Here is a 17,624-nt window from a genome sequence, read left to right as displayed (position 1 = left end):
CCGCGACACCCAGCCCTCGGGGCCCGGAGATACCTTAGCGCGCTCCCCCCCCTCCAGCACCGGACGACCGGCCCCGCCCGTGTCCGGACAGGGCCGGTGGCAGCCGGTCAGGCGAGGTTGGCTTCGGCGAACTCGTAGTTCGCGAGGTTGTCGAGGAAGTTGCTCACGTAGTCGGGCCGGCGGTTGCGGAAATCGACGTAGTAGCTGTGCTCCCACACATCGAGACCCAGCAGCGCGGTGCCCTCGCCTGTGGCCAGCGGGTTGACGCCGTTCGGGGTCTTGGTGACGCCGAGGCTGCCGTCGGCCTTCTGGATCAGCCACGCCCAGCCCGAGCCGAACTGCGTGGTGGCCGCGGTCTTGAAGGCGGCCTTGAAGTCGTCGACCGAGCCGAAGGACTCGACCAGCCCGGCCTCAAGCGCGCCGGGGATGCCGCCACCGTTGGGCGACAGTGCGTTCCAGAAGTGAATGTGGTTCCAGTGCTGGCCCGCCTGGTTGAAGACGCCCGCCAGCGCCTCGTCGCCGTAGGACAGCGCGATGATCTCCTCGAGGCTCTTGCCCTGCAGGGCGGCGTTGCCCTCGACGAAGCCGTTCAGCGCGGTGACATAGGCCTGGTGGTGCTTGTCGTGATGCAGCTCGAGCGTTTCCTGGCTCATGCCGCGCTCGGCAAGGGCTGCGTGGGAATAGCTCAGGGCGGGAAGGTCAAAGGTCATCTCTGGTCTCCTTTCGAGCCGACGCTTGCACGTCGCGGCCCGTTTGGTTAATTAAACAAGCAAGAGCTTTGATAAACATCGAGAACAATATGTCAAGCAATGACTTGGAAAATAAGGCGTGGTCGCCGCGGGCCCCGTCCGAGCGGCTGCTGATGACGCTCAAGATGCAGGGCGCCCAGACCTCGGCCGAGGTCGGGCGCCGGCACGGCATCACCGGCGAGGCCGCGCGCCAGCAGCTCCTGAAGCTGCACGAGGACGGGCTGGTTACCGAAGAGCGCCGCAGCTCAGGTCGCGGACGGCCTTCAACCTATTGGCATCTTTCGGAAAAGGGACAGGCGCGCTTTCCCGACACCCACGCGGCGCTGACAGTGGACATCCTGCGCAGCATCTCCGAGGTGCTGGGCGCCGAGGCGCTCGACCGGGTGATTGCCGAGCGCGAGGCGACGACGCTGGCGCATTACCTCGACGCCCTGTCGGGCTGCACCGGCACCCGGGAGCGGCTGGAGAAACTGGCCGAGCTGCGCAATGCCGAGGGCTACATGGCGCAGGTGGAAGAGGGCGAGGACGGCGCGCTGCTGCTGGTCGAGAACCACTGCCCGATCTGCGCCGCCGCCAGCTTCTGCCAGGGCTTCTGCCGCGCCGAGAAGGCGGTGTTCCAGAACGCGCTCGGCGGCGGCGCCACCATCGAGCGCGACGAGCACATCGTGAGCGGCGGGCGCCGCTGCACCTACGTTGTGCGGGAGACGGTGGCATGATCCCGGCCCGCAAACGCCGGCACGAGCCGACCACCGACGAGGCCATCGCCGAAGGTCTCGACGAGGCCATGGTCCGCCGCGTCGTGCACCGCTTCTACGACCTCGTGCGCGCGGACCCCCTCATCGGACCGGTGTTCCACGCCCGCATCGCCGACGATCACTGGCCGGAACACCTCGAGAAGATCACCGCCTTCTGGAGCTCCGCCCTGCTGGGCACGCGCAGTTACACCGGCAAGCCGATGCCGAAGCACCTCGCCATCGAGGAGCTGGGCGACGCGCATTTCCGGCGCTGGCTCGCGATCTTCCGGCACACGGTGACCGACCTCTGCCCCGAGCGCACCGCCGCGCTCTTCATCGCGCGCTCCGAGCGCGTGGCAGAGGCGTTTCGCATGAACATCGCGATGCACCGAGGCGACATCCTGACCTTCCGCCCGCCGCTCACCCGCGAAGACTATCCCTGACCGGGAGCCATGGCCCCGATGCGGCGAAGGGGGGAGCCATGGCGACGCCGCGGGCCCGGGCGGTGCCGTCGAGCATCTACACCGAGTGCACGCCGCGCATCGCCTCAGTCCCGGCCCGGTTGGTGAACGAGGGTGGCGTGAGGCCGAGGCGCGGCCAGCAGCATGCAGTCGACCGCGACGTCGATGGCATATGACTGACGGTCGGTCGACTTCGCCCGCACGCCGAAGAGCCGCAGGTCCGAACCGATCCAGCGGAAGCCGGCCGGATCCTTGAGCACGGGCTCGGCAGGCGCGGGAGTGTCCATCGCGGCGGCGGCCAGATCGCCATGGGCGGCGCGACGGCCCGAGGCCTCATACACCACGGTGCCGGGCTCGGTGGTCAGCTCTGAGGCCTCGACAGCATCGTCCCCGCGGCGGCGCAGGGCCTGCGCATCACCCGGTAGCCGGTGCGGGTCGACATGCTGCCGCCGGTCAGGCCGTCGCCGCCCATGATGGCGAAGGGGCCGCCCGCGGGCGCGATCTAGACCGAGAAGCTCTCGGGCGCGAGGTCGCGCTCCTCGCCGACGATCTGCGCCAAGGCTGTGAAGATGACCTGCCCGCCCTCGATGAACGGGCTGCGCAGCAGCGCCGTGGCATCCGGACGCAGCTCGAGACAGGCCTCGACAACAGCAGCCTCCTGCCCACGCTTCGGGCGCAGCGGAAGCACGGTTGCAAGCACCAGCGTACCGGACCCTGCAAGGAAGCCCCGCCGCGAGACGTTCGCCGGCGGCCTTGACGGCATCGGCAACCTTGTCGTCGTCGATCATCCATGTGCCGAGGCCGGGTTTCGGATTGGCGACACCGTTGGGGAGGGTCTGGATTTCCTGAAGCACCCCGAAGCTCTTTTCATCTTGCGGCCCGTCCTGGGGCCGGCTGGGTCGCTCGGCGGCAAGGGTGGCCGCCTCTGGCCCACGATGTAGCGGCGCCTCCGCTCCATGAAAATCTGTGGAAGACTACAGGCAGGCATGAGCGCCGCCCATCAATGAGCCGGGACCCTTTTCAGACGGCGGGAATCGCCCAGGCCTCGCCCGGGCGCAGCGCGCGGAAGCGATCCGGGGCCATGCCATGGGTCTGCTTGGCGGTCTCAAGCGCCTCGAACGGCGCCTCGCGGGACTCGTTGGTGAGCTGGATGGCGCCCCAGTGGTGACCGATGCCATAGGCTGCCCCGCTCAGCATGAGCCCCCGCACCGCCTCGTCCGGGTTCTGGTGCTGGTCGGCCAAGAACCATTCCGGATCGTAGGCCCCGATGGGCAGCAGCGCCGCGCGCAGCGGGCCGAAGCGGTCCGGGATGGCGCTGTAGGGGCGGCCCTGATCGAAGCCGGTGTCGCCGATGAAGAGCAGCGGCCCCGCCCCTCCGGTCAGCACGAACCCGCCCCAGAGCGCCATCGACCGATCCCCGACCCCGCGCGCGGACCAGTGGTGCGAGGGCACGCAATGCACGCCCAGATGCGCCGCCGTGGTCTGGTCTCCCCAGTCCAGCGTCTCGCAGCGCAGGCCCGTCCCGGCGATCAACGTATCATTGCCGAGAGGCGTGATGACCCGCGGGTCATGCGCGGCCTTCAGGCGCCCGAGCGTGGCCAGGTCGAGGTGGTCGTAATGGTTGTGCGACAGCAGCACGACGTCGATGGGCGGCAGGTCGTCGAAGGCGATCCCCGGCGCGATCACCCGCTTCGGCCCGGCAAAGGAGACCGGCGAGGCCCGGTCCGACCAGACCGGATCGGTGAGGATGTTGAGCCCGGCGGTCTGGATCAGCATGGTGGCATGGCCGACCATCGTGACGGTCAGGTCATCGACGCGCTCGGCGGGACGGACCTGCGCCTGAAGCGGCACCGTCGCGGGCCACTCGTCGGGCTTGTCGCCGAACCGCCAGCGCAGGAGGTCGCGAAAGCCGCGGGGCGGCGCGCCGTCGGGATTGAAGAAGCGCGTGCCATCGAAGTGATCGCTCACCGGCCCGCTGTAATAGGGGTTGCGCGGCCCGCGCGCACAGGCGGCAAAGAGCCCACCCACGGCGCCAAGCCCAAGGGTCGCGGCGGCAGAGCGAAAGGCGGGACGGCGGCTCATCACGGATCCCTCGATACAAACGCGGAAAGATCCAGGCCCCCGGGATCGGGGACTCGGTTCGGAACATGAAATGGCGGCGCTGCGGGACGCTGGCCATTGTCCATCTTGCTCAACAGCCGGGCCGCAGCGCGACCCATCTCAGAACCGAGATAGTGCGCGAGCCTGGGCTGGTCGAGAGGTGAGGGCAGGATGATCGTTCGAAGCCCCCGCCCCAAATGCCTGAGGTCATCGACCGGGCCCGTCCGCCGTACGTCGATTGCGCTCAACGATAGCCCGCGGCTGCGGGGCGGCACCCTGTCGGCGAAGCGCTCAGGATCACTCGGCGCGTTCGATCCGCACCGGCACCGCGCCGCTCCGGCCCATGGTCCCCATCTCGCCGTCGAAGCGCCTCAGCCGCAACAACCCGGCAGAGGGCGAGAAGATGGCAATGTCGCTCGACGGGCGGGACTGCGCGATGTGGCCGGTCGTCGGCACACAGGCACGCGGGCTTCCGCGGTCGTCGAGCCGACGGGGCAGGTCCGCCACCTTCTCGATGCCGTGGCAATCGGTCAGCGTGAGCTCGATCGGCAGCACCGAGGCGAAGTCCCTGGACGCGTCGGCGGTTCCGCCGCTTTTGGCCTGCAACGCTCCTGCTCACCGGTTCGGTCGGAGCGCGTTGAGCGGCCCGACAGCCCGCGCCGGGCGGCAGAGGCAGAGGCAGAGGCAGAGGCAGAGGCAGAGGCAGAGGCAGAGGCAGAGGCAGAGGCAGAGGATGCCATCGCCAACGGCCATGCAACCCTCAACCCCGCCTCAACCGATATGCCTCCGCAAACGGCGCGCCGCACCCCAGCCGCGCGCAGCGCCTCGCCATCTCACCCGCCGGAATGCGCGCCGTGTTCCGTCATCGGCCGGTCGAAACCGCCCTTGCCGTCGGGGAGCGCGATGCGGATGTTCTGCATCATCCCCTGATCCTCGTGGTCGAGGATGTGGCAGTGCATCACGAAGTCGCCGATGTAGCGCTCGTAGCGGGTCCGCGTCTTCACGAGGTAGCCCGGCAGGATGAAGAGCGTGTCCTTCCACGCGCCCTTGAAACCCGCGTACTGTGGCTCGATCCCGTCCGGGCCGCTCACGTCGATGTAGGTCGAGGGATCGTTCGGATCGATGTCGCAGCCTTGCGCGCCCTCGGCCGAGGGGCAGCCGGGATCGGGCCGGTACTTCAGCACCTCGACGATCTGGAACGGGTTCACGTGGATATGGAACGGGTGACCCACGGGGATGCTGCCGAAGGAGGACAGCGTCCACTCGTCGACCCCGCCGAGCGGCAGCACCCGGTCGATCCGCGTCGCCTCATAGGAGGCCGCATTGACCAGCGCGAAGGGGGCACCGTTGCTGACATGGGTCGGCACGAAGGTCCCGATCTCGAAGGCGACCCCCGTGGGGTTGAGGTTGAGCGCGAAGCCCACGGTCTGATGCCCCGAGACCTCGGGATCCGCGATATCGCGGTGCTTGACGAAGGCGTCGAGCCGGCCGTCGGCGAGATCCGAGAGCGCGGCATCGCGCGCGGCCGGGTCGGTGATCGTCTCCGAGATCGACTGCCCGAGCATCGCCAGCACGTGGTCCGCGCCGCCCCCGCCCTCGAGCGGGGCCTCCGCGGGCGCCACCTCGATGAAGCCGAGGATGGCACTGTCATTGTCGTTGACGTTGATGTCCGCCTGCGCCGCGCTCTCGGCATCGACGATGCAGTAGGTGCCTTCCGAGGGGAAGCTCACGAGGATGTCCTCGCGATAGGCGGGCTGCAGGATGACCTCGGAGCCGGTAAGAATGTCGGGCCGCGTCAGCCCGTCGGTCGCCACGCGCACGAGCTCGATGGGCTCGCCCGAGCAAAACTGGTCCACGGTCTCGCCCGCCCTCTCGCGGCCCTCGGCACTGTCGGCCAGCCGGGTGCGCAGCGCCTCTGCGGGCTGGGATTCGACCTTGCGGATCTGCAGGCCGATGGTCTCGCGGACCCCGCCGTGGATGAGCCGCCAGCGCTCGACCCGCCCGGCGACGGCGCCGGGCTGCTCCTGCTGGATGCCGCCGTTGATCGCGGTGTAGCGTCCCGAGGCGGGCCATGCGGCGGGCGTGAGCTGGTCGAAGGCGCTGACCGGGCCGGGCTCGACCCCGCCCACGTCGCCCTCGTCGCAGATCCAGTTGCCCGTGGCCGGGTCGGTCTTGATCGAGCCCACCGCGGGCAGCGCGTCCGGTGCCGTTCCGCCATCGGCCAGCGCGTTCAACTGCGCGCGCGTCCAGCGGCAGGCATAGGCGATCTGCTGGAACAGCATGGTGCGCTCTGGGAAGGTCACGTTGTAGGAGCCGACCCCCGGGCGCGGCAGCACCACGTCGAGATCCCCCGGCAGCGCCCAGCCCCCGGCCCCGAGCACCGGCTGCCGGTTGCCGCGGATGAGCAGGATGCCCGCCATGCCGCTCGACACCTGCGGGGCGGTCGAGCCGTGACGGTGGGCGTGGTACCAGAAGGTGCCCGTCGGGTGGTCGTTGGGAATGTTGTACTCATAGGTGAACTTGATGCCCGGGTTCACCGTCAGCAGCACGTTGTCGCTGTTCCCCAGGGGGCTGACCCAGAGCCCGTGGGTGTGCACGTTGGTGAGGTTGAAGCTCGAGCAATGCGGGGTGTTGTGATCGGCGGGCTCCCCGCTGCAGCGCAGCGGCCCGCCGTTCGCCGCCTCGCCCGGAAGCACCATGTCCCCCGGGCGCGGCAGCTCGTTCTCGAAGGTCAGGCGGAACGTGTCACCGGGCGCGATCTCGACCACCGGTGCGACGAAGGGGGTGTTCTGCGCGACCGGCGCGCCGGTGTCGTCGAGTACCAGCCCCGCGTAGGCGCGCAGGCGCACATCGTCGAAGCCTCGGGGGTCGTCCTCGGGGAAGGACGGGTTGCGGAAGGTGCCGTCGACATAGCGCAGGGAGAGGTCGTAACAGACATCCGCCCCGAGGCAGTCGTCGGTCTCGATCATCGCTTCGGCCTGCGCGGGCGGCGCGAGCTCCATCCCGCCGGTGGGCACCAGCCAGTCCGGCGTCGAGGTCCGGGCCATGGCGGCGGCGCGGGGCAGCGTGGCGATGTCCTGTGCGGTGGCACCGCTCGCGGTCAGGGAAACAAAGACGACGAGTCCGGAAACGGCGTGCCGCGTCGATCGACGAATGAGCTGAGAGCGCATGGCAAATCGGGTCCTCAATCTGAATTTCAAATGGTTCGCGAGTATCCAAGGATCGTCTCACGCGAACGGATTCGCTTCAAGATTGAATGGAATGCGCTATCACACGTAAAAAAAGTGAGTGCATCTGTGCCCGGGACGGTCGGATCCGGGGGCTGTCCGCGACGACCGGAGGTTTCCCGGCGGGGCTCGGGACGGGTGGTCCTATGGGGGCAGACTCATAAAGGGGCGCCACGAATGGCGCCCCTGTGGGATCCTGAACGGATCGGGGTGTCGGTGGTCCGACGGGCTCAGTTGAAGTCGTTGATCATCGACTCGGCGCGAGCTGCGCGGTTACCGGCGCTGTTTTCGGACTGGACGGCCTGGAACACGGCGACAGCCTCGGCGTTGCTCAGGGCCGACACGTCAGCGTTCGGAGCGATCTTCTCGAGAGCGGCACGGGCGAAATCGCCGGTGTTGTAGGAGCTCTGGGCCGAAGCGGCGCCGGAGAAGAGGGTCGATGCTGCAAGAGCGGCGGCGGTGAAGAGTGCGACGTTTTTCATTTTGGTCCCTTTCAGTGTGCTGACGCACATTCAGGTGCGTCACGAACTTCCGTGTGTTTCGGATGAGAGATATCTGATCCTTTGATCCGACGTTTGCAAATCACCGAATGGCTCACGAACGCTCTCGCGATTGTGTGAAGATGGGATCAACGGGCGCAATATGCGTCTCATAATCCTGCGGAAATATGATATTTCGACCGGTTCCTGCAATCTCGCGGGTGGGAGTTTCCGTGATCTCAGGGTTGCAAAACCGGTCGGTTTCAAAAATCCGCACATGACTGTGCAAAATCGCACCGATATGACGATACAAGGCCACAATCACGGATTATCCATGAAACAAGCCCTTTCCCGCAAAGGAAGGCCCAACCATGGCGAGCCCATGCCGGTTTGACAGCCCACAGCGCGGCGGCGACTCGCAGCCTTGTACAAGCGAGTCCTCATCGCGCGGGACCGCGAGAGACCGGACGCGAAAGACGCCGGCCACGGTCAGAGGTGTGACGGAAAACGGAACGGCCTCGTCCACCGGATCTGTAAAGGAAGAGGGGAGCGCGGCGACCCTCAGGGAGGAGGAGAGAGGGTCGCCGCTGATTTCCGGGGTTCAGGGAGGAGGAGAGAACCCCAGGAAACTCTCTGGCACATCGCTGCGCCGTTAACGCTAAACTAGCAATTGCTGCGACGCAGCGCAATGGTCAGCACTGCAGACCTGCCCTGCCCTCAGCGCATGGCAAGACACGGCCCATCAGGCGGGCGCCCGATCAACCGCCGTGATCCAGTCGGGGAACACCCGCCCGGGGCCGGAGAGACGCCGCGCCCCGGTGACGAAATAGGACGTGCCGAGGTCGAGTTCCCCGTCCTGCCACATCCGCAGCGCCCCGTCGCGCACCGCGCGGCTCGCGATGGAGCGCCAGCCCGGCATGACCCCGCGCCCGTCGAGCGCCGCCTGCGCCGCCTGCACGTAGTTGTTGAAGATCTGCCCCGAGAGACGCGCCCGTGGGATGCCCCGGGCGCGCAGGTAATCCTCCCACCCCGCCCAGTGCTGGTTGTGCGGGCTTCGCACATGGAAGAGCGGCGCCCGGTCGAGACCCACGCCCTCGGCCTGCAACCGCTCCAGCAGGGCGGGCGCGGCCACCGGACAGACCCGCTCGTCGAAGAGCTGGAGCGTCCTGCCCTCGCGCCAGCCGCCGGTGCCGTAGCGGATGGCGATGCCGATACCGGGCGAAAGATGCGGCAGTCCCGTCGCGGGGGCCTGCACGTTCACCGTCATCTCCGGATGCGCGGCGTAGAACTCGGGCAACCCCGAGACCGACACTTTCATCGCCTTCGGGCAGGAGCCGCGCGCCCACCTGAAGACCGAACCGCTGTTCGCAGTCGAGTTCACCCCGCTTTGCAGCCCCGCCTATCTCGGCCGGTTCGAGAACTTCAACGACCCCGGGATCCTCAAGGAAGCGACGCTTCTGCACATGAGCGAGGCTCTGCTGCACAAATCGCGTGAGCGATTCATTTTGTGAATCCAATATGGTATCTGGGTTGCATGAGCCAACCTACGCCCCCAGCCTACAAGACCAGGAACTGGCCGGCCTGCAATGAAGCGCTCAAGCGCCGTGGCTCTCTGACGATCTACTGACCGTCAGTGCATTGCGCAGCAATGTCACGAGAGGTTGGTTTGACCCCGAGATGATTTGGGATGCCACGCCGACTGGCAGGCGTGGCCGACAACAGAGCTGCGGCGATACCGCCATTCAAACTTGCCTGACGATGAAGGTGCTGTTCGGCATGGCTTTGCGGCAGACGACCGGTTTCGTCGAGAGCCTGCTGCGGCTGGTTGGCCTCAACTGGACGGTGCCCGACTTCAGCACCCTGTCCCGGCGCCAGCAGACCCTTGCCGTGAACATCCCCCGTCGCGGCTCCAGGGGGGCGCTGCACCTGCTGATCCCTCTCGGGACATTGCTGCGCAATGCCCTGCCGGGCAGCGGACAGCACCGGGATCAGGATTGAGGGCGAAGGCGAGTGGCACGCCCGCAAGCATGGAGGCCCCAAAAGGCGGGTCTGGCGCAAGATCCATCTCGGGATTGACGAGCAAACACTGGACGTCCGAGCCGTTGAAATCATAGGAAACCATATCGGCGACGCACCTGTTCTGCCCGATCTGCTCGGCCAGATCCCGGCGGATGAGCAGATCGGCAGCGTCATCGCCGACGGTGCCTATGACGCGCGCAAGTGCAACGACGCTATCGCTGATCGCGGCGCACATGCTGTCATCCCCCCGGGGCTCCGCCCGTTCAGGGCTGAATTGATCCACCGGATCAATTCCGGGCCGCCCTTCACCCCCGCAGGAACGCAAAGCCCTGGAACCCCACGACAGCAGGCGCAATCGCGCGCAACGAGGCGTTTCGCGCGTCGAAATACCTAGGTCGCGCCATCTGGCGACCCCTCTCGGCAGCCTCCTGCGGATGCGCCTGCCGGGCAGTGGATGGAGCGGATACCACCGCCGGAGCCGTGTCGGGACGAAACCTGCCGGGATCATGCTGCGCATGACCCTGCCGGTCAGTGGATGCATTGCGCGAAACTGACGGGCCAGCGGCTTATGGCACGGGATTGCGACCGTGAGGTTGCGGAAGTCCAAGTAAGAATCGCCGTCATGAACGGTTACACCGCGTTCGGCATACCCGTTCCTGTGGCCGTGGGATAATTCCGTCCGGGGAAAGGGGGGAGCCTGATCATCAGCCGATTTGTGCGACAGAGTCTCGGCGTGAAGCTTTTCGTCACCTCGGTCGAGACGATCACCCTGCCCTGCCGCATGTGAATGGGCCTGCGCGACAACGTCAACCCGGCCATCGCCACGCTCTCGGTGCTGCTGATCCTCGTGGTCACGGTGCTGGTGGTGATCCGCGCCGCCATGCTCCTGCACAAGGAACGACAGGCCCGCTGACCCTCACCTGACCCCGTGCGGCCCCCGGCGGCGCGGCCCCTCCCACCTGCACCCCCCACATTCCCGACCCAAAGAAAGGGGTGACCCATGGATTTTGGACTGACCGAAGAACAGGAGATGATCGTCTCCACCGTGCGCAGCTTCGTCGAGAACGAGATCCAGCCGCACGAGGCGCTCGTCGAGCGCAGCGGCGAGGTGCCCGCCGAGATTGCGCAGAACATCAAGCAAAAGTGCCTCGATCTGGGCTTTTACGCCTCGAACTTCCCCGAGAGCGTCGGCGGCCCGGGCCTGTCCCATGTCGATTTCGCGCTGGTCGAGCGCGAGCTTGGCCGCGGCTCGATGGCGCTGACGCATTTCTTCGGACGGCCGCAGAACATCCTGATGGCCTGCGAGGGGGAACAGGTCGAGAAGTACCTGATGCCCGCGGTGCGCGGCGAGAAGATGGATGCTCTGGCGATGACCGAGCCCGATGCCGGCTCGGATGTGCGCGGCATGAAATGTCAGGCCGTGCGCGACGGCGGCGACTGGGTGGTGAACGAATGGCTCTACCGACCGCATCCGGTTGTCCGACACCGACTTGGTACTGAACCTCACCGCAGGCACCGGCGGCGACCTGACCTTCGGCGATGTCGAGACCCCGATGCAACTCGACACCGCCAATACCGACATGGCGGGCGCCAGCGAGCGCATGGCGCATATCCGCGAGTGCCTTCCCGAAATCTGCACGCTCGATTGCGGGTCGATGAATTTCGGGGATGGCACCTACGTGATGACCAACACCACCGAGATGCTGCGCGCCATGGGCCGGATGATGACCGAGCTTGGCGTGAAGCCCGAGATCGAGGCCTTCGACACCGGGCACCTGTGGTTCGCCAAGCAGCTGGTGAAGGAAGGCGTGCTGGACGATCCTGCGCTGGTGCAGCTCTGCATGGGCATCCCGTGGGGCGCGCCGGGGGACATGAACACCTTCATGGCGATGGTCAACAACGTGCCCGCCGGCTGGACCTGGTCGGCGTTCAGCCTCGGTCGGGACGAGATGCCCTATGTGGCCGCAGCAGCCCTTGCCGGGGGCAACGTGCGGGTCGGACTCGAGGACAACCTCTACCTCGACCGTGGCGTTTTCGCGACCAATGCGCAGCTGGTCGAGAAGGCCGCGGCCATCCTTTCGAACATGGGCGCGTCGCTGAAGACACCCCAAGAGGTGCGCGACCAGCTCGGCCTCGTGAAGCGCGACATGCCGGTGCCCGCATGAGCGCACCCCAGCTGAAGGCCGCCATCGTCGGCGGCGGCGTGATCGGCGGCGGTTGGGCGGCACGCTTCCTGCTCAACGGCTGGAACGTCGCGGTGTTCGATCCCGATCCGCAGGCAGCGCGCAAGATCGGCGCGGTGCTCGACCGGGCCCGCGCCTCGCTGCCGGCGTTCTCCGACCGAGCGCTGCCGCCCCAGGGCCGGCTGAGCTATTGCGACAGCCTCGAAGCGGGTGCTGACTGGGTGCAGGAAAGCGTGTCGGAACTGCTCGATCTGCAGCACAAGGTCTATGCCCAAATTGCCGGCGCCCTGCCGGAAGGTGGCTTCATCGCCTCGTCGACGTCCGGCTTCAAGGCCTCGGATCTCGCCGCCGGGGACGCGCCGGTCGTGGTCGTGCACCCGTTCAACCCGGTCTACCTGCTGCCGCTGGCCGAGATCTCGGGCGCGCCCGAGCTGCCCGCCCGAGCCGCAGGTGCAGGCGGCACTTGAAACCCTTGCCGCCGCCCATGCCGGACGCCCTGCCCCGGGCGCCGGCGGGTCGGTCGGCCAACGCTGAGAGAGACCATGTCCCCCGAAGAGAAACAGACCCGCGAAGAGCTTGCCGCCTGCTACCGCCTTGCGGCGCTGCACAAGTTCACCGACCTGATCTACACCCACATCACCGCGCGTGTGCCGGGCGAGGACGGGCATTTCCTGATCAACCCTTACGGCTGGCGCTGGGAAGAGATCACCGCCTCGTCGCTGGTCAAGATCGACGTCGACGGCAACAAGGTCGACGGCAGCCCGCACCGGGTGAACCCGGCGGGCTTCACCATTCACTCGGCGGTGCACATGAACCGGCACGATGCGGCATGGATCATGCACACCCACACCCGCGCGGGCGTGGCCGTGTCCTGCATGGAGGAGGGGCTGCTGCCGCTCAACCAGATCTCGCTGCAGTTCCACAACCGCATCGCCTACCACGATTTCGAGGGCATCGCGCTCGATCTGGAAGAGCGTGAGCGCATCGTGGCGGATTTTGGCACCCACCCGGTGCTGGTGCTGCGCAACCACGGGCTCATCGCCACCGGCCGCAGCGCGGCGGAGATGTTCAACAACATGTTCTACCTCGAGCGCGCCTGCGAGATCCAGGTCGCGGCGACCTCCTCGGGCCAGACGCTGCGGCTGGTCGGCGACGACATCGCCGCGCGGGTGCACCAGCAATACGTGCAGATGAACGAGGAAGACGGCGACCTGCTGCTCGAATGGGACCCACATCTGCGCTCCATCGACGGGCTGGGCCGCGACTACCGCGCCTGACACCTGCAAGGGACGCTCCGGGATGGAAGCGCCGCGTCCCGGGGCTAGCTTAGCCCCAGCGCCCGCCCCGAGGCGGGCAGGCAAGGCACAAGACGAAAGGCATTCCCCATGAAACAGGTGGCGATCAAGGCCCCCGGCGGGCTCGACAACCTCGTGATGAGCGACATGAGCGACCCGGCCGCCCCCGGTCCCGGCGAGATCACCGTTCGGATCCACGCCAGCTCGCTCAACTACCACGACTACCGCGTCTGCGCGGTCGAGGGCGCACTGCCCGACGGGCGCATCCCGATGGCCGACGGGGCCGGCGTGGTCGAGGCCGTGGGCGAGGGCGTCGACGGTCTTGCAGTGGGCGACAGCGTGGTGTCCTGCTTCTTCCCCGACTGGCAGACCGGCGACGACCGGCCCAGCGATTTCTCGACCACCCCCGGCGACGGCCGCGACGGCTACGCCCGCGAGCGCGTCACCCTGCCCGCCTCGTGGTTCACCCGCGCGCCGGAGGGCTGGACCCACGAAGAGGCCGCGACGATCACCACCGCGGGCCTCACCGCGTGGCGCGCGCTGGTGGTCGATGCCGGGATCAAGGCTGGCGACACGGTGGCCGTGCTGGGCACCGGCGGCGTGTCGATCTACGCGCTGCAACTGGCCAAGGCGATGGGGGCGACGGTGATCGCCACCTCGTCCTCGGATGCCAAGCTCGACCGTCTGCGCACGCTCGGCGCCGATCACGTCATGAACTACCGCACCACGCCGGAATGGGGCGAGGAGATGCGCCGTCTCACCGGCGGGCGCGGCGTCGACATCGTGGTCGAGGTCGGCGGGCCGGCGACGCTGGCGCAGTCGATCGTCGCCGGCCGCCCGGGCGCCCATATTGCGCTGATCGGCGTGCTGACCGGCCGCTCGGGCGAGATCCCCACCGCGCTGCTGATGGCCCGGCAACAGCGCCTTCAGGGCCTGATCGTCGGCTCGCGGCAGCACCAGCTCGATTTTGTCAGGGGCCTCGAGGCGCTGGAACTCCGCCCCGTCATCGACCGCAGCTTCCCGCTCGCCGACCTGGCCGAGGCCTTCCGCCATCAGGAAAGCGGCGCGCATTTCGGCAAGATCTGCGTGACGATGTAGGCGTCGGGTCCTGCGACGTCCTTGGGGTCGTCGGCGGCAGACAGCATCTTCACCGGGCCTGCCACCTCCGCCCGCTCTGGCCGGAGGTGGCAGGTGTGCGGATCGCCGTGGCTCCGCCCCCGATCGGCCCCCGCGCCACACGGATCTGGCAAATAATACCCCGGCATGTCGATTGCACATCTCCGGCCTATGTCGGAGATATCCGGCGAGATCGGAAGGAATGCAGCGGATGACGATGAGAGCGGGACAGAAATGGGGCGTCCTCGTTGCGCTGTCGCTCATCTTCGGCGTCGGAATGGAGTTGGTCGGGGTCCCGGCGGCGCTGCTTCTAGGGCCGATGATTGCGGGCGTCATCTGCGGCGCGCGGGGCTTCGGCCTGAGGGTGCCGGTGATCCCCTTCCAGCTGGCACAGGCGACCGTGGGCGTGCTCGTGGCCTCGTCGATCTCGATGGAGGTGCTCAGCAACCTCGCGGAGGACTGGCCGATCTATCTGGGCGTGGTGATCCTGATCCTGATGGCCAGCGCCGCGCTCGGACTGATGCTGAGCCACTGGAACGTGCTGCCCGGCACCACCGCGATCTGGGGCTCGTGGCCCGGGGCCGCGACGGCGATGACGCTCATGGCCGAGGCCTTCGGCGCCGACGTGCGGCTCGTGGCGTTCATGCAGTACCTGCGGGTGCTCTTCGTGGCGCTCGCGGCCTCGCTGCTGGCCGGGCTCTGGGGCGACGGCAGCGGCAGCGCCACGGGCGAGACGGTCTGGTTCCCCGCCCCCGACTGGTCGGCGCTGGCGGTGACCGCGGCGCTGATCTTGGGCGGAAGCTGGCTGGGGCGCCTGTCGCGCATCCCCGCGGGCCAGATGCTGGTGCCGATGCTGGTGGGCATCGTCCTCAACGTCAGCGGGCTCGGTCATTTCCAACTGCCGGAATGGTTCCTCGCGCTGGCCTACGCGATGCTCGGCTGGCGCATCGGACTAGGCTTCAGCACCGCCGTTCTGGCCTATGCGTGGCGGGCGCTTCCGAAGATCATCGGCTCGATCCTCGCGCTGCTGGCCTTCAGCGGCTGCCTCGCGGCGATGCTGCATTTCTGGCTCGGCATCGACCCGGTGACCGCCTATCTCGCGACCAGCCCCGGAGGCATGGATTCCGTCGCCATCATCGCCGCCTCGACGCAGGTCGACCTGCCCTTCGTCATGGCGCTGCAGACCATGCGCTTCCTGATCGTGCTGTTCTTCGGCCCGCCGCTGGCGCGCTTCGCCGCCCGACGCTCGGGCCGCCGGGACTGAACGCAGCGTCGGCCGCTGACGGCCGCACGGAGCCCGCTCAGGCCTCCTGCACCATCCCGCCGAATTGCTGCTCGAAGAGCACCCGGAAGGGCCCGTCTGCCTGCAGCAGCTCGGAGGGGCTGCCCGACTGGATCACCTGCCCGTCCTCGATGAAGTGGATGCGATGGGCGTCCATCACCGTCGACAGGCGGTGGGCGATGACCACGGTCGTCGTCTCCCTGCTCACCCGCTGCATCGCCTCGCGGATCAGCCGCTCGGAGTCCGCATCGAGCGCGCTGGTGGCCTCGTCGAGCAGCAGAATCCGGCCGCTGCGCAGGAAGGCGCGCGCAATCGCGAGGCGCTGGCGCTGGCCGCCGGACAGCAGCGCGCCGTTCTCGCCAACCTCGGTCTGATAGCCCTGTGGCAGCGCCGAGATGAAGTCATGCGCATTGGCGTTCCGCGCCGCGGCGATCACCTCCTCGTCGCTCGCATCGGGGCGGGCGACCCGCAGGTTGTCCATCACCGTGGTCGAGAAGAGGAAGGTCTCCTGCCCGACATAGGACAGCGTGCGATGCAGCGATTTCGGCGCGATCCGGCGCAGGTCCTGCCCGTCGACCACCACCTCGCCCGAGGTCGGATCATAGAGCCGCATGAGCAGTTGAAGGATGGTGGACTTGCCGCTGCCCGACGGTCCGACGAGCGCCGTGGTCTTGCCCGCCTCGAAGCGCAGGTCAAGCGCGCGAAGCACGTCCTGCCCCTCGCGATAGCCGAACGACACCCCGCGCATCTCGATTTCGCCCGGCCCCGGGACGAGGTCGCGCGTCTCGTCCTCGGTCCCGATGGCGGGCGGCGTCTCGATCAGATCGAACATCATGTGCACCGGCTTGATCAGCGCCTCGAGCCGCACGCGCAGCCGGGTCAGCCGCTTCGCCGGCTCGTAGGCCATGAGCAGCGCGGTGATGAAGGACATGAGCTGACCCGGCGTGGTGGGCTGGCCGTCGAAGAGGTCGATGGCGCTGATCATCACCACCGCCGCGATGACGAGGCCCGAGAGCGTCTCGACCAGCGGCGAGGTGATGGCCTGCATCCGTGCGACGGCGTTGGAACGCTCCTCGACCTGTCGCACGGCGGTGTTCATGCGCGCGGCCATCCGGTCCTCGAGCCCGAAGAGCTTGATCACCGCAAAGCCCGCGGCGGTCTCCTGCGTGACCTTCAGGATTTCGGTGAGCGAGCTCGTCTCCTTTTCGACGATGGCGCGCACCCGCTTGATGATCACCCGGACGACGACCATCAGGATCGGCCCGATCACCAGCGCCACGAGGGTCAGCACCGGCTGCTGCCAGAACATCACGAAGATCAGCCCGCAGAGCGTGAGGATGTCGCGAACGAAGGAGGTCACGACGAGGTCGATGATCTGCCGCGCCTTCTGGGCGCTGCGCGAGCTGTGCAGCAGGATGCTCGAGGATTCGTTGACGTTGAAGAAGGCGACGCCCTGCCGCAACAACTGCTCGTAGAACCGGATCTGCAGCATCGCCACGATGCGGTTTCCGGCCCGGGTCATGAACACCGCCTGCACGTAGCTCGCGAGGCCCTTGACCGTGAAGATCGCCGCCACCGTGACCGAGACCGAGAACACCCGCCGCATGTTGCCGCTGTCGTTCATCGCGTCGACGATGCCCTCCATCACCCACGCGGTCAGCGCAGCACCCGAGGCACCGACGACCATGGCGAGGATGGCGATGATGTAGGTCTTCGACTGCGACCGGAGGCTCGACAGAATGAGCGCCCGGATGCGCTGCCGGGACTTCTGCGACCTTCTCTTCTTCCGCGCCGCCTTGCTCTCGGACGCGGGCGCGGAGGCCGGATCTGGCGCGGCGTTGTCCTGCGCATCCGGCGTTTCGATTTTCACGGTGCGGTCAAACATGGGGAACATGGCTCCGGGCCCGTTGGCGGGTTTGGATCGACAGGGCAATGGGTAATTGATGGACACGACGAAGCTGGGCCGCGGAACGGCGTGG

General features: G+C 67.6%; 15 protein-coding genes and 4 pseudogenes. 10 read left to right on the top strand and 9 right to left on the bottom strand.

Annotated elements, in window-relative coordinates:
* Positions 1–107: 107 nt before the first annotated feature.
* Positions 108–710, bottom strand: a complete 603-nt coding sequence (locus tag BLQ77_RS12460; protein WP_089959530.1) for a superoxide dismutase — start codon at positions 708–710, stop codon at positions 108–110.
* Positions 711–862: 152 nt separating this feature from the next.
* Here BLQ77_RS12460 and BLQ77_RS12455 point away from each other — a divergent pair, with 152 nt between their 5' ends.
* Positions 863–1,465, top strand: coding sequence for a helix-turn-helix transcriptional regulator (locus tag BLQ77_RS12455; RefSeq protein ID WP_242661704.1), 603 nt, complete (start codon positions 863–865; stop codon positions 1,463–1,465).
* Positions 1,462–1,926 carry a group III truncated hemoglobin gene (locus BLQ77_RS12450; RefSeq protein ID WP_089959526.1) on the top strand — a complete coding sequence of 155 codons (465 nt, stop codon included), beginning with the start codon at positions 1,462–1,464 and terminating at the stop codon, positions 1,924–1,926. Before BLQ77_RS12455 ends, BLQ77_RS12450 begins: the two co-directional genes overlap by 4 nt.
* A gap of 104 nt (positions 1,927–2,030) precedes the next feature.
* Here BLQ77_RS12450 and BLQ77_RS12445 read toward each other — a convergent pair whose 3' ends face one another.
* The 7 genes from BLQ77_RS12445 to BLQ77_RS12410 form a co-directional block, all read right to left on the bottom strand.
* Positions 2,031–2,288 (bottom strand): hypothetical protein, encoded by a 258-nt coding sequence (locus tag BLQ77_RS12445; protein ID WP_131822011.1) that lies wholly within the window; start codon positions 2,286–2,288, stop codon positions 2,031–2,033.
* A gap of 158 nt (positions 2,289–2,446) precedes the next feature.
* On the bottom strand, positions 2,447–2,707 hold the full coding sequence (locus BLQ77_RS12440) for a hypothetical protein (protein ID WP_089959521.1): 261 nt from the start codon (positions 2,705–2,707) through the stop codon (positions 2,447–2,449).
* A 257-nt stretch (positions 2,708–2,964) separates the two neighbouring features.
* Entirely contained in the window at positions 2,965–4,026 is a 1,062-nt protein-coding gene (locus BLQ77_RS12435; protein ID WP_089959519.1) for an MBL fold metallo-hydrolase, read from the bottom strand.
* 315 nt (positions 4,027–4,341) lie between these two features.
* Positions 4,342–4,650: a cyclophilin-like fold protein gene (locus tag BLQ77_RS28745; protein WP_089959517.1), complete on the bottom strand. Its 309-nt coding sequence runs from the start codon at positions 4,648–4,650 to the stop codon at positions 4,342–4,344.
* 227 nt (positions 4,651–4,877) lie between these two features.
* Positions 4,878–7,214 (bottom strand): multicopper oxidase family protein, encoded by a 2,337-nt coding sequence (locus BLQ77_RS12420; protein ID WP_089959514.1) that lies wholly within the window; start codon positions 7,212–7,214, stop codon positions 4,878–4,880.
* A 287-nt stretch (positions 7,215–7,501) separates the two neighbouring features.
* Positions 7,502–7,753: a hypothetical protein gene (locus BLQ77_RS12415; protein ID WP_008888196.1), complete on the bottom strand. Its 252-nt coding sequence runs from the start codon at positions 7,751–7,753 to the stop codon at positions 7,502–7,504.
* Positions 7,754–8,492: 739 nt separating this feature from the next.
* Positions 8,493–9,068 carry a LysR substrate-binding domain-containing protein gene (locus tag BLQ77_RS12410; RefSeq protein ID WP_242661703.1) on the bottom strand — a complete coding sequence of 192 codons (576 nt, stop codon included), beginning with the start codon at positions 9,066–9,068 and terminating at the stop codon, positions 8,493–8,495.
* 216 nt (positions 9,069–9,284) lie between these two features.
* On the opposite strand from BLQ77_RS12410, the pseudogene BLQ77_RS12400 reads away from it, so the two are divergent.
* From BLQ77_RS12400 to BLQ77_RS12365, 8 genes and pseudogenes are all read left to right on the top strand, one after another.
* A pseudogene (locus BLQ77_RS12400) lies at positions 9,285–10,442 on the top strand (IS5 family transposase).
* A 114-nt stretch (positions 10,443–10,556) separates the two neighbouring features.
* Positions 10,557–10,682 carry a hypothetical protein gene (locus BLQ77_RS29640; protein ID WP_278184696.1) on the top strand — a complete coding sequence of 42 codons (126 nt, stop codon included), beginning with the start codon at positions 10,557–10,559 and terminating at the stop codon, positions 10,680–10,682.
* Positions 10,683–10,769: 87 nt separating this feature from the next.
* Positions 10,770–11,219, top strand: a pseudogene (locus BLQ77_RS12390) (acyl-CoA dehydrogenase family protein); the annotation flags it as partial.
* Between the two features lie 10 nt (positions 11,220–11,229).
* A pseudogene (gene bcoG / locus BLQ77_RS12385) lies at positions 11,230–11,934 on the top strand (3-dehydrocarnitine:acetyl-CoA trimethylamine transferase BcoG); the annotation flags it as partial.
* Positions 11,931–12,398, top strand: a pseudogene (locus BLQ77_RS12380) (3-hydroxyacyl-CoA dehydrogenase NAD-binding domain-containing protein); the annotation flags it as partial. The pseudogenes bcoG and BLQ77_RS12380, both read left to right, overlap by 4 nt.
* Before the next feature lie 96 nt (positions 12,399–12,494).
* Positions 12,495–13,229 (top strand): class II aldolase/adducin family protein, encoded by a 735-nt coding sequence (locus tag BLQ77_RS12375; protein WP_089959511.1) that lies wholly within the window; start codon positions 12,495–12,497, stop codon positions 13,227–13,229.
* A gap of 108 nt (positions 13,230–13,337) precedes the next feature.
* Positions 13,338–14,345, top strand: coding sequence for a zinc-dependent alcohol dehydrogenase family protein (locus tag BLQ77_RS12370; protein ID WP_089959507.1), 1,008 nt, complete (start codon positions 13,338–13,340; stop codon positions 14,343–14,345).
* A gap of 229 nt (positions 14,346–14,574) precedes the next feature.
* On the top strand, positions 14,575–15,627 hold the full coding sequence (locus tag BLQ77_RS12365; RefSeq protein ID WP_089959504.1) for an AbrB family protein: 1,053 nt from the start codon (positions 14,575–14,577) through the stop codon (positions 15,625–15,627).
* Between the two features lie 37 nt (positions 15,628–15,664).
* On the opposite strand, the gene BLQ77_RS12360 is transcribed toward BLQ77_RS12365, so the two are convergent.
* Positions 15,665–17,530 (bottom strand): ABC transporter ATP-binding protein, encoded by a 1,866-nt coding sequence (locus tag BLQ77_RS12360; RefSeq protein ID WP_089959718.1) that lies wholly within the window; start codon positions 17,528–17,530, stop codon positions 15,665–15,667.
* Positions 17,531–17,624 lie beyond the last annotated feature (94 nt).

Source organism: Salipiger thiooxidans, from assembly GCF_900102075.1.
Taxonomy (GTDB): Bacteria; Pseudomonadota; Alphaproteobacteria; order Rhodobacterales; family Rhodobacteraceae; genus Salipiger; species Salipiger thiooxidans.
This window is presented reverse-complemented; position numbering and strand designations above follow the sequence as displayed.